11 protein-coding genes are annotated in these 11350 nt (G+C 68.0%); 5 read left to right on the top strand and 6 right to left on the bottom strand.

What is annotated here, in order from left to right:
- Nucleotides 1-128: 128 nt before the first annotated feature.
- Nucleotides 129-2204 (bottom strand): glycine--tRNA ligase subunit beta, encoded by a 2076-nt coding sequence (gene glyS / locus N5J29_RS09690; RefSeq protein ID WP_164150411.1) that lies wholly within the window; start codon nt 2202-2204, stop codon nt 129-131.
- A gap of 84 nt (nt 2205-2288) precedes the next feature.
- Nucleotides 2289-3200, bottom strand: coding sequence for a glycine--tRNA ligase subunit alpha (gene glyQ / locus N5J29_RS09685; RefSeq protein ID WP_053517689.1), 912 nt, complete (start codon nt 3198-3200; stop codon nt 2289-2291).
- A gap of 83 nt (nt 3201-3283) precedes the next feature.
- Here glyQ and N5J29_RS09680 point away from each other — a divergent pair, with 83 nt between their 5' ends.
- Genes N5J29_RS09680 through N5J29_RS09670 form a run of 3 tightly spaced genes read left to right on the top strand, consistent with a single transcriptional unit; the run spans nt 3284 to nt 6798 of the window.
- Nucleotides 3284-5119, top strand: a complete 1836-nt coding sequence (locus N5J29_RS09680; RefSeq protein ID WP_111187173.1) for a GspE/PulE family protein — start codon at nt 3284-3286, stop codon at nt 5117-5119.
- Entirely contained in the window at nt 5091-5837 is a 747-nt protein-coding gene (locus tag N5J29_RS09675) for a glutamine amidotransferase (RefSeq protein ID WP_053517686.1), read from the top strand. The genes N5J29_RS09680 and N5J29_RS09675 overlap by 29 nt, the downstream gene beginning before the upstream one ends.
- A gap of 49 nt (nt 5838-5886) precedes the next feature.
- Nucleotides 5887-6798: a BPSS1780 family membrane protein gene (locus N5J29_RS09670; RefSeq protein WP_164150408.1), complete on the top strand. Its 912-nt coding sequence runs from the start codon at nt 5887-5889 to the stop codon at nt 6796-6798.
- 72 nt (nt 6799-6870) lie between these two features.
- On the opposite strand, the gene tatC is transcribed toward N5J29_RS09670, so the two are convergent.
- The 4 genes from tatC to N5J29_RS09650 form a co-directional block, all read right to left on the bottom strand.
- Nucleotides 6871-7620: a twin-arginine translocase subunit TatC gene (gene tatC, locus N5J29_RS09665; protein ID WP_010482410.1), complete on the bottom strand. Its 750-nt coding sequence runs from the start codon at nt 7618-7620 to the stop codon at nt 6871-6873.
- Nucleotides 7617-8102 (bottom strand): Sec-independent protein translocase protein TatB, encoded by a 486-nt coding sequence (gene tatB, locus N5J29_RS09660; RefSeq protein ID WP_065181400.1) that lies wholly within the window; start codon nt 8100-8102, stop codon nt 7617-7619. The genes tatC and tatB overlap by 4 nt, the downstream gene beginning before the upstream one ends.
- Nucleotides 8103-8117: 15 nt before the next feature.
- Nucleotides 8118-8345 (bottom strand): Sec-independent protein translocase subunit TatA, encoded by a 228-nt coding sequence (gene tatA, locus N5J29_RS09655; RefSeq protein WP_053517682.1) that lies wholly within the window; start codon nt 8343-8345, stop codon nt 8118-8120.
- A gap of 75 nt (nt 8346-8420) precedes the next feature.
- Nucleotides 8421-9314: a YSC84-related protein gene (locus N5J29_RS09650; RefSeq protein WP_053517681.1), complete on the bottom strand. Its 894-nt coding sequence runs from the start codon at nt 9312-9314 to the stop codon at nt 8421-8423.
- Between the two features lie 166 nt (nt 9315-9480).
- Here N5J29_RS09650 and hemH point away from each other — a divergent pair, with 166 nt between their 5' ends.
- On the top strand, nt 9481-10443 hold the full coding sequence (hemH, locus tag N5J29_RS09645; protein WP_164150559.1) for a ferrochelatase: 963 nt from the start codon (nt 9481-9483) through the stop codon (nt 10441-10443).
- On the top strand, nt 10440-11294 hold the full coding sequence (locus tag N5J29_RS09640; RefSeq protein WP_164150406.1) for an alpha/beta hydrolase: 855 nt from the start codon (nt 10440-10442) through the stop codon (nt 11292-11294). The genes hemH and N5J29_RS09640 overlap by 4 nt, the downstream gene beginning before the upstream one ends.
- Nucleotides 11295-11350: the final 56 nt, after the last annotated feature.

Here is an 11350-nt window from a genome sequence, read left to right as displayed (position 1 = left end):
TTGTTAAGTGGCGGTCAAAATACGCGCTGCCGACATCATCCGCATGACGTCGGTAGCGCCGGGCCATGCCCGGCGGCTTCTTCCGGCACCACACCGCGCGCTCGCCGGGCGTAGCCCGGCGCGACCACTCAGCTCGACAGATGCTCGATCGCGGCGACCTTGCCCAGTCGCTCGCCCAGCAGGGTCAGCAGCGCCAGGCGATTGCCGCGCAGTGCGGGGTCTTCGGCATTGACCATCACACCATCGAAGAATGCATCGACCTGCGGGCGCAGGCGGGCCAGGCGGGCCAGCACGGCCACGTAGTCCTTCTGATGCAGGCTGGCGCCCGTGTCGTCGATGGCGGCGGTGACGGCTTCGGCCAGCGCGCGCTCGGCCTCCTCCTGCAGCAGCGACGGGTCGATCTGGCCCGGAATGTCGCCTTCAGCCTTACGGAGGATGTTGCGGATGCGCTTGTTCGCGGCGGCCAGGGCCTCGGCCTCGGGCAGCGCTGCAAACGTGCCGATCGCGTCGAGGCGGCGATCGAAGTCGTACAGCGACGCCGGCTTCAGTTCGGCAACCGCGTTGAAGTGGGTGGCCGGCACGCCCTTGTCGGCGTAATAGCCCTTCAGGCGATCCAGGATGAAGTCGTACAGCTCACCCACATCGGCCTGCACGCCACGCGCAGCCAGGCCCTGGTTGGCGCTGGCCAGCAGCGCGCGCAGGTCCAGCTCGAAGCCACTCTCGATGATCGTACGGGCCAGGCCCAGTGCGTTGCGGCGCAGGGCAAAGGGATCCTTGTTGCCGGTCGGCTTCAGGCCCGCCGCGAACCCGCCGGCCAGTGTGTCCACACGCTCGGCGATGGCCAGCACCTTGCCCAGCGGCGACAGCGCGATGTCATCGCCACCGAAGCGCGGCTGGTACGCCTCGTCGAGGGCCAGCGCCACGTCCGGCGATTCTCCGCCCGCCACCGCGTAATGGCGGCCGGCGATGCCCTGCAGTTCCGGGAACTCGTTGACCATGCGCGACTGCAGGTCGTTCTTGGCCAGCTCCGCGCTGCGGCGGGCCTGCACCGGATCGGCACCCACCTGCACGGCAACCGCTTCGGCCAGCGCCGCCACGCGCGCGACCTTGTCCGCCACGCTGCCCAGCTTGGCCTGGTAGGTCACGGTCTTCAGGCCCTCGCCCATCGCGGCCAGCCCCTGCTTCAGGTCTTCATCGAAGAAGAACTTGGCATCGGCGAAGCGCGGGCGGATCACGCGTTCGTAGCCCTTGGCCACTTCGGCCACATCCTTCGACTCGATGTTGGCGATGCCGATGAACCTCTCGGTCAGCGTGCCCGCGTCATCCAGCACCGGGAAGAACTTCTGGTTGATCTCCATCGTTTCGATCAACGCTTCCTGCGGCACGGCCAGGAAGGCGCGCTCGAAGCTGCACAGCACTGCCGAGGGCCACTCGACCAGGTTCACCACCTGCTCCAGGTTGTCCTCGGTGATGCGCGCACTGCCGCCAGCCTTGCCGGCGGCGGCTTCGACCTCGGCGACGATGCGCGCGCGGCGCTCGGCCGGGTCGACCAGCACATGGGCCGCGCGCAGCGATTCGACGTAGTCCTGCGGCTGGGTCAGCCACACGGTCTTGTCATGGTGGAAGCGATGGCCACGGCTCATGCGGTCGGCCGTGAGGCCGAACAACTCGGCCGCGACCACGTCCTTGCCGTGCAGCAGCACCAGCCAATGCACCGGCCGCGCGAAGCCCCACGGGTGGTCGCCCCAGCGCATCGGCTTGGGGATCGGCATGGCGGCGATGGCCTCGCGCAGGATCTCAGGCAGCAGATCGGCGGTGCTCGCGCCCGGCGTCACCGCGCGATGCACGAAACGCTCGCCCTTGTTGTCGGTGGTCTTCTCCAGCGCGGTCCAGTCGATGCCGGCCTTGGCGGCGAAGCCCTGCAACGCCTTGGTCGGCTGGCCTTCTGCATCCAGCGCGATGTTCAGGTACGGGCCCAGCACTTCGCTGTGCTGCTCCGGCTGTTCCAGGCCGACGCCCGGCAGCAGCACGGCCAACCGGCGCGGGGTGGACAGCGGGCGTGCATCGCCCGTGTCCAGTGCAATGCCGCGCTTGCGCAGGCCTTCGACAACACCGTCGAAAAACGCCTGGGCCAGGCCCGGCAGCGCCTTGACCGGCAACTCCTCGGTGCCCAGTTCGATCAGCAGGGGGGACAATTGGCTCATCGGTTCGATCCTGTGGTGGGGGGCGCAGCGCGCAACGCGTCCGGCGCCCCGGGGGTGATGAAAAGCAGGGTGGGAGAGCGGCCGTCAGGCTTTCTTCGCGCCCGGGAAGCCCAGCTTCTCGCGCTGCTCGTAGTAGGCCCGGGCCACCGCCTGGGCCAGCGCACGCACGCGCAGGATGTAGCGTTGGCGTTCGGTCACGCTGATGGCGCGGCGCGCATCCAGCAGGTTGAACGTGTGGCTGGCCTTCATCACCTGCTCGTAGGCCGGCAGCGGCAGGCCCACTTCGACCAGCTTCTGCGCCTCGCGCTCGCAGGCGTCGAAGCGGTGGAACATTTCTTCCACGTCGGCATGCTCGAAGTTGTAGGTGCTCTGCTCCACCTCGTTCTGGTGATAGACGTCACCGTAGGTCACCGGCTGTCCGTCCGGCCCGTAGGTCCACACCAGGTCGTAGACGTTGTCGCAGTTCTGCAGGTACATGCACAGGCGCTCGAGACCGTAGGTGATCTCGCCCAGCACCGGGCGGCACTCCAGGCCACCGGCCTGCTGGAAGTAGGTGAACTGGGTCACTTCCATGCCGTTGAGCCAGACCTCCCAGCCCAGGCCCCAGGCACCCAGGGTCGGCGACTCCCAGTTGTCCTCGACGAAGCGCAGGTCGTGCACCAGCGGGTCGATGCCCAGCGCCTGCAGCGAATCCAGGTACAGCTGCTGGATGTTGTCCGGCGCCGGCTTCATCGCCACCTGGTACTGGTAATAGCGCTGCAGGCGGTTCGGGTTCTCGCCGTAACGGCCGTCGGTGGGACGGCGCGAGGGCTGCACGTAGGCCGCGTTCCAGCCTTCCGGACCGATCGCACGCAGGAAGGTCGCCGGGTGGAACGTACCGGCGCCCACCTCCAGGTCGAGCGGCTGGATGAGCACGCAGCCCTGCTGGGCCCAGAACTGGTTCAGGGTCTGGATCAGGCCCTGGAAGGTGATCGGAACGGTCGGGGTCGCGGACATGCGGACGATTCTTGGCCGGCAAGGGGGTGCGCTAGTATAACGGCCGACCTGCGGGGCATTCCGTACCCGGGAGGAGCAGGCAGATGGAACATCGGCTGCCGGCGGGCACGCCCGGCGAGCCCGGCGCGGTACCGCTGCCGTGGGGCCGCCTGCTGTTCGAACAGGTCTCGGCCGCACTGCTGGCCGATGGCCTGGTGGCCGGGCAGGACCGCGAGCGCGTGCGGTTTTCCGCGCAGGGCGCCCGCAACGCCAGTGAAGTCCATCCGCTGGTACTGCTGTCCAACCTCAAGCTTGCCGCCAGCGATGGCGGCGAACTCACCCTGGAACGCCTCACCGAGTGGCTGGCGCGACGCACCGGCACCCGCTACCTGCGCATCGACCCGACCCGCGTCGATGTGGCGGCGGTCACGGCCCTGGTTTCGCACGCCTATGCGCGCCGCCATCGCTTCCTGCCACTGGCGGTGGACGCCGAACGCGTGCTGGTGGCCACCAGCGAACCGCTGGTACAGGAATGGCGCCGCGACCTGCAGCACCTGACCCGCCGCCGCATCGAGCTGGCCGTGGTCAATCCGCTGGACCTGCACCGCTACACCATGGAGTTCTACGGCGTCACGCGCTCGGTGCGTGGCGCGCGCGGCGACGTGCGCGGCGAGGTGAACACCGCCCTGCCCAGCTTCGAGCAGCTGGTCGAGCTCGGCCGCACCGGCGACGTCAATGCCGACGACCAGCACATCGTGCACATCGTCGACTGGCTGCTGCAGTACGCCTATGAGCAGCGTGCGTCGGACATCCACCTGGAACCGCGCCGCGACATGGGCCGCATGCGGTTCCGCATCGATGGCGTGCTGCACAAGGTGTTCGAGGTGCCACCGGCGGTGATGACCGCCGTGGTCAGCCGCATCAAGGTGCTGGGCCGCATGGACCTGGCCGAGCGTCGCCGGCCGCAGGATGGCCGCATCAAGACCCGGTCACCGGGCGGGCGCGAGGTGGAAATGCGCCTGTCGACCATGCCCACAGCGTTCGGCGAGAAGTGCGTGATGCGCATCTTCGACCCGGATGCGGCGTTCAAGAGCATCGACCAGCTGGGTTTCAGCCCGCAGGAGGCTGCCGGCTGGAACGCCCTGGTCGAGCGTCCGCACGGCATCGTGCTGGTGACCGGCCCGACCGGCTCCGGCAAGACCACCACCCTGTACTCCACGCTCAAGCGCCTGGCCACCCCGGACGTGAACGTGTGCACGGTGGAGGATCCGATCGAGATGATCGCGCCGGAGTTCAACCAGATGCAGGTGCAGACCAACATCGACCTGGACTTCGCCAGCGGCGTACGCACCCTGCTGCGGCAGGATCCGGACATCATCATGATCGGCGAGATCCGCGACCTGGAAACCGCGCAGATGGCGGTACAGGCGTCGCTGACGGGCCATCTGGTGCTGTCCACCCTGCACACCAACGACGCCCCCTCGGCCATCACCCGCCTGCTCGACCTGGGCGTGCCGCATTACCTGCTGGCCTCCACCGTCAACGGCATCCTCGCCCAGCGCCTGGTGCGCACCCTGTGCCCGCACTGCAAGCAGCCGCATACGCTCGGTGCCGCCGATTGGGCGGTACTGGCTGATAGCCATGCCGCATATCCAGATGCCGCCACGCCCTGTCGGCCGGTCGGTTGCCTGGAGTGCCGGCGCACCGGTTTCCTCGGCCGCATCGGCCTGTATGAGTTGCTGCCATTGGGTTCGCGGCTCCGCGCGCAGATCCGCGCCGACATGGATCTGGCCGGTTTCAGCCGTGCCGCCCGTGCCGAGGGCCTGCGAACCCTGCGCCAGGCGGGGCTTGAAAAGGTGGCGCAGGGGCTGACTACAATCGAGGAAGTCCTGTCTGTCCTGCCGCCCCCGGATGAACCCAGCGCCCTTCCTGATTCTTGAAACCGGCCGTCCAGTGCCCTCGCTGCGTCGTTATGGGCGTTTCCCGCACTGGATCCGCGTCGCCGCCGGCCTGGAAGAACACGAGACGGTGGTGGTCGATGTCGAACACGGCGGCGTCCTGCCCGACCCGCGCGCGTTCGCCGGAGTGATGGTGACCGGCTCGGCCGCTTTCGTCACCGACCACGCCGACTGGAGCGAGCGCAGCGCGGCGTGGCTGCGGCAGGCCGCCCACGATGACGTGCCGGTGTTCGGCATCTGCTACGGGCACCAGCTGCTGGCGCATGCGCTGGGCGGCGAAGTGGCCTACAACCCCGCCGGACGCGAGTCGGGCACCATCGAACTGGAGCTGCAGCCGCAGGCAGCACAGGACCCCCTGTTCCAGGGGCTGCCACAGCATTTCGCGGCGCACGCCACCCATCTGCAGACCGTACTGCGTGCCCCCGAGGGGGCCGCCGTGCTGGCACGCTCGCCGCAGGATGGCTGCCATGCCTTCCGCTGGGGCCGGCAGGCGTGGGGCGTGCAGTTCCATCCCGAGTTCGCCACCCACCACATGCGCGGCTACGTGCGTGCGCGGGCCGACTGCATCGGCCGCCATGGTGGCTGCGCCCGCAGCATCGAGCGCGCGGTCAGCGCCGCCCCCCTGGCCCGGCAGCTGCTGCGCCGTTTCGTCCGCCAGGCACGGCAGTCTTCAGCCCAGCCGGCGGCAAAACAGGGATAATCGGCGGCGCGGGTACTGCCCGCTCCCCTTCTGTCCTCTCCGGATGTCCATGAAAGAGATTCGCAAGCTGCCGGCCTCGGCGGGCGCCCAGTGGTTGCTGGATACGTTCTCCCTGTACCGGCGTGCACCGCTGCAGCTGGCGCGGATCGGCCTGACCTGGATGCTGGTCAGCTGGGTGGTCACCCTGCTGTCCACCCTGGTGCCCGGCGCGCTCGGTCTGGCCGTGCAGCTGATGACCCTGGCCGTCTCGCCGATCATGTTCGGCGGCATGCTGTACGCCATGGGCGAGATCGACGACGGCCGGCCCGGCCTGGTCACCCACCTGCTGCAGCCGATCCGTGACCACCGCGTCAGCCACCTGCTGGTGCCGCTGGCGATCCAGGTGCTGGTGGTCCTGCTGCTGGGCGTGCTGCTGTACCTGATGATCGGTCGCGAAGGCTTCGCTGCCTTCAGCGACGTCATGGCACGGATGGAGGAGATCGCCCGCAGCAACCAGCAGGTCAGCCCCGAAGCCGCTGCCGAACTGGTCGCCCAGCTGCCGGCCACGCGCATCGCACTGTGGATGCTGCTGGTGTTCGTGACCGCCATCGCCCTGACCCTGGCGATGTTCACCCAGCCAGCGCTGGTGGTGTTCGACAAGCAGAGCGGCATGCACGCGCTGCGCCTGAGCCTGCAGGGCTGCATCGAGAACATCGCGGCGATGGCCGTGTTCGCCGTGCTCGGCGTGATCGCCGCCTTCTGCGGCTACATCCTGTTCGTGATCGTGATCCAGATCGCGATGCTGCTGGGGGGGCAGATGGTTGCCGTATTCATCGCCCAGCTGCTGCTGACCACCGTGGTGATGCCGCTGTACGTCGGCGCGGTGTATGCCGCCTGGAAGCAGATGTTCGTGCACCGTGGCAGCCGTGGCGCTCCGCCGGTTCCGGCCACGCCGCCGGTAAACGACGTCTTCCACGCCTGAGCACGCCCAACGGTAGCGCCGGGCCATGCCCGGCGGGCTCTCCCAGGCCGGGCCATGCCCGGCGCTGCCAGATCACGCGGCGGGCTTCTTCACCACCGAGGACGGCACCAGCCATCGCGCGGCATGGATGCCCAGTTCGTACAGCAGGCACATCGGGATCGCCAGCATCAGCTGCGAGACCACGTCCGGCGGCGTCAGCACGGCCGCCACCACGAAGATGCCCACGATCGCGTAGCCGCGGCCTTCCTTGAACTGCTGCGGCGTCACCCATCCCAGCAGCACCAGGATCACCATCGCCACCGGCAGCTCGAAGCTGCCACCGAAGGCGAAGAAGATCGCCAGCACGAAATCCAGGTAAGCGTTGGCATCCGGAGTGATCGCGATGACATCCGGGCTGAAGGTGGTGAGGAAGTGGAACACCGCCGGCAACACCAGGAAGTACGCGAAGGCGCAACCGGTGTAGAACAGCAGCACCGACGACACCAGCAGCGGCACCGCCAGACGCTTCTCGCGGGCATACAGTCCCGGCGCGACGAAGGCCCACAGCTGGTACAGCAGCCACGGCACCGCCACGAACAGCGCGACGAAGAAGGTCAGCTTCAACGGAGCGAAGAAGGCGCCGGCCGGGTTGGTGGCGATCATCGTCTGGCCGTTCGGCAGCTGCGAGACCAGCGGTTCGGCCAGCGCGTTGTACAACTTCTGGGTAAAGGGCAGCAGTGCCAGCAGCACCACGCCCAGGCCCAGCAGCGCACGCACCAGGCGGCCGCGAAGCTCCACCAGATGCTCAACCAGCGAGCTCTCGCCGAAATCCTGTTCGCTCATCGGCCGCGCTCCTCGCTCTGCGACGCTGGCACCGGACGGGTGTCGTCTACATCCGCTGCGGATGCAGCGGACGCCCCGCCGGCATCGGCCGCAGTGCCGTCGCCCATGGACGCGGGAGGTGCAGCCTGCTGTGCCTGGCTGACATGCGGCGGCAGGTCCGCCGGCGCCGGTGCCCGCGTCTCCTGCGCCAGCGCATCACCCTGCTGCTGTGCCTGCGCGGCTTCGCGACGGATCGCCTCGCCGCTGGCACGCAACTGGTTCTCGGTGTCCTGCATGCCCTGCCGCACGTCCTGCATCTGCCGCTTGATCTCTTCGGCCTGCAGTTCGCGCTCCAGTTCCTGTTTCACCGAGTCCCACTGATTGCGGGCACGACGGACCCACAGGCCGGCAAAACGGGCCGCCTTGGGCAGACGCTCGGGACCGAGCACCACCAGGGCGACCACCGCAATGACCAGCAGTTCGCTGAAGCCGATATCAAACACCGCGACCGCTCCGGATCAGCGTGCGTTGCGGTCGTGCTCGTCCTGCGCGGTGCGCGAGGCGTCCTGGCTGCGCGTCTCATCGCCCAGCTGCGCGTTCGGCTTGTCCTCGTCGCGCATGCCCTTCTTGAATTCCTTGACCGCCGAACCGAGGTCCTTGGCGCCGCTGGTCAGACGCTTGGTGCCGAACACCAGCAGGACGATGGCCAGCACGACCAACCAATGCCAGATGCTGAAACTGCCCATAAAGACGCTCGTTACGTTAGTGATCAGGCTGTCGAGCATAGCGCACCGGCCGTTAGCCGGCGCGCGTGACGAAAGTCAGTTCCCGCCCAGCGTCTCCGTGCGGATTTCGCCTTCATTGACCGGCTGGAAGCCCTGCTGCTGTGGCGGCGGGTTCTGCGGCACGTTCTGCAGGGGCGCGGTGGTGGCTTCCGCCGGGACCGCCGGGGCTGCCTGAACAGGCGGCGGTGCGACCGTCGGCGCCGGAGCCGGACGCGAGGCCGTGCCACCATTGCCACCGCGGTTGTTGCGCGCGGCATAGGTCGCCTCCTCCAGGCGATCACGGAAGGCGACCACATCCATCGACGGCGCACCTGCTGCCCGGCCCTCGAAGATCATCCGCGGCGTGGTGTTGCTGCCATAGGCGTCAAGGTTGGCGGCATCGTCGATCTGCAGCACCGCACCGTCCAGGGCGACGCCGGCGAACAGGCCACGCGCACGCGACCACGACCAGATTTCGGCCTTGAGCTGGCCGTCGGTGGCCGCGGCCGCATTGCGGCCGACCGGACCGGCCGCCACACCGGCATCGGCGCCCAGGGTGAACTTGCCGTTGACCAGGTTGTCCAGGCTGCGGTCGTTGCGGAACACCAGCACCACGTCCGACGACTGCACGCCGGCCTGGAAGCCAATGCTGCCGCCGGTGAGCTTGACGAAGACCGGGTTGGACCAGGCGCCGTTCGGCATGCGGACCGACATCAGGCCATGGCCACGGCGGCCACCAATGACCAGGCCTGCCTTGATCGTGTCGGGAATGACGATGACCGCGCGGCCTTCGTCGAGCAATTTGTCCGGAATCCCCTGTTCAGGGATTTCCTGGATTTCAGCCAGCACACGCACCGCGTTGCGGGCGCGCTGGTCTTCCTGCGGCCCGGCCATGGCCTGGCTGGACAGCAGGCTGGCGGCGATCAGCAGGGCTTGGATCGGGCGACGCATGGCAGGCTCCAGAAGTCAGTCCATAGGAAGATATAGCAAGTGACTGAAATTAGTAGTGTTGTGATGAATCGGCAATGAGCGTCATCGGTCCCGCATCGGAGATGACTATGCCTGCGATGCAGATCCTGCATCCCGATACAGCGGCAGATCGGCGACAATGAGCCCCATGCTCGACGCACCCGATACCGCCGTGCTGGCGGTCAACCTAGGCACGCCCGAGACGCCGACGGCCCCCGCCGTACGCCGTTACCTGGCTGAGTTCCTGTCCGACCCGCGCGTGGTGTCGATTCCGGCGCTGCTGTGGCAGCCGCTGCTGCGCGGCCTGATCCTGCCATTGCGCAGCGGCCGCTCGGCCGCCAAGTACGCCCAGGTCTGGCTGCCCGAGGGCTCGCCGCTGATGGTCCATACCCGGCGGCTGGCGCAGGCCATGCAAGCTCTGCTGCCGACCCTGCGCGTGCGCCATGCGATGCGCTATGGCGAACCCGCATTGACCGCGGAACTGGACCGGCTGGCGGCGGAAGGCGTGCGGCGCATCGTCGTGCTGCCGCTCTATCCCCAGTATTCGACCACCACCACCGCATCGGTGGAGGATCGTGTCGATGCCTGGCAGCGCAGGAATCCGGGCATCACGGTCAGCCTGGTACAGGACTACTCGGTCGACCCGGACTGGGTCGCAGCCGTGGCAGCCTCCATCCAGCGCTACTGGCAGGCGCATGGCCGTGGCCAGATGTTGATGTTCTCCTTCCACGGCATTCCACAGCGCCTGGCCGATGGCGGTGATCCCTATCCGCAGCGCTGCGAGGCCAGTGCGCAGGCGATCGCCAATGCGCTGGGCCTGGAACGGAGCGAGTGGCAGCTCGGCTACCAGTCGCGTTTCGGGCGCGAGCGCTGGTTGCAGCCGTATGCCGAACCCAGCCTGTGGGCGCTGGCCGAGGCCGGCGTGAAGCAGATCGACGTGGTCTGTCCCGGCTTTGCCACCGACTGTCTGGAAACGCTGGAAGAAGTCGAGATGGGATTCACTGAAACCCTCGCCGAACGCGGCGCACGGATGCGTTACATCCCCTGCCTCAACGATGGATCCGAGCACGCGCGTGCCTTGGCACGGCTGGCCGTGGCCTCGCTGGCATGAGCCTGCAGGGGTTCGAACTCGAGGTCGGCGGCGCGCGCGTGGCCGGCCTGCGCAATCACGGGGAGGGCCCGCGTGTGCTGGCCCTGCATGGGTGGTTGGATAACGCCGCCAGCTTCGTGCCACTCGCGCCGCATCTGCCCCATCTGGATCTGGTGGCCATCGACCTGCCTGGCCATGGCCACAGCGCCCATCTCCCGGCCGGCGGCAGCTACACCACCGCTGCCGCGATCTGCCACGTGCTTGACGTGGCCGACGCGCTGGGCTGGGAGCGCTTCAGCCTGCTCGGCCATTCGATGGGTGCGGGCATCGCCAGCCTGACGGCGGCGGTCAGTGACCGCATTGAACGCCTGGTCGCCATCGAAGCGCTGGGTGGCCTGCGGGGACCGGAAGAGGACACCGCGCATCGGCTGCGTGAGCATGTGACTGCCACGCGCGCGCTATCGCGCAAGCAGCTTAGGGTCTTTCCCGATCTTGCCGCGCCGATCCGCGCGCGGATGATGACCAACCAGCTCAGTGAAGGCTGCGCGCGCCTGCTGGTCGAGCGCGGGGTCGAACCCGTAGAGGGCGGCTATCGCTGGTGCAGCGATCCGCGCCTGATGCTGCCCACCGCCATCCGGCTCAGCGAGGGCCAGATCGACAACCTGCTGCAGGCCATCGCCTGCCCTACGCAGGTGATCTACGCGACTCCCGCGCAGTCGTACTATCCCGAGCCGATGCGCAGCGAGCGACTGCAGCACCTGCGCGACGGGCGCCTGGCCGTGTTTCCGGGCAACCATCACCTGCATATGGAAGCGCCCGCCCAGATCGCGGCAGTGATCCAGCCGTTCCTGGGACACGGCAGCGCCGGCTGAAACATCGGCTGCTGAAACGCATAAAGAAAAACCCCGTTGCGTGAGCAGCGGGGTTT

It is taken from the genome of Stenotrophomonas sp. GD03680 (assembly GCF_029844625.1).
Classification (GTDB): domain Bacteria; phylum Pseudomonadota; class Gammaproteobacteria; order Xanthomonadales; family Xanthomonadaceae; genus Stenotrophomonas; species Stenotrophomonas maltophilia_P.
Note: the sequence above shows the minus strand (reverse complement) of the source record. Positions and strands in the feature narration are given on the sequence as shown.

Bases quoted from the DNA above. Each gene is read 5' to 3' on its own strand.
- glyS (WP_164150411.1), bottom strand. From the start codon at position 2,204: ATGAGCCAATTGTCCCCCCTGCTGATCGAACTGGGCACCGAGGAGTTG.
- glyQ (WP_053517689.1), bottom strand. From the start codon at position 3,200: ATGTCCGCGACCCCGACCGTTCCGATCACCTTCCAGGGCCTGATCCAG.
- N5J29_RS09680 (WP_111187173.1), top strand. From the start codon at position 3,284: ATGGAACATCGGCTGCCGGCGGGCACGCCCGGCGAGCCCGGCGCGGTA.
- N5J29_RS09675 (WP_053517686.1), top strand. From the start codon at position 5,091: ATGAACCCAGCGCCCTTCCTGATTCTTGAAACCGGCCGTCCAGTGCCC.
- N5J29_RS09670 (WP_164150408.1), top strand. From the start codon at position 5,887: ATGAAAGAGATTCGCAAGCTGCCGGCCTCGGCGGGCGCCCAGTGGTTG.
- tatC (WP_010482410.1), bottom strand. From the start codon at position 7,620: ATGAGCGAACAGGATTTCGGCGAGAGCTCGCTGGTTGAGCATCTGGTG.
- tatA (WP_053517682.1), bottom strand. From the start codon at position 8,345: ATGGGCAGTTTCAGCATCTGGCATTGGTTGGTCGTGCTGGCCATCGTC.
- N5J29_RS09650 (WP_053517681.1), bottom strand. From the start codon at position 9,314: ATGCGTCGCCCGATCCAAGCCCTGCTGATCGCCGCCAGCCTGCTGTCC.
- hemH (WP_164150559.1), top strand. From the start codon at position 9,481: ATGCTCGACGCACCCGATACCGCCGTGCTGGCGGTCAACCTAGGCACG.
- N5J29_RS09640 (WP_164150406.1), top strand. From the start codon at position 10,440: ATGAGCCTGCAGGGGTTCGAACTCGAGGTCGGCGGCGCGCGCGTGGCC.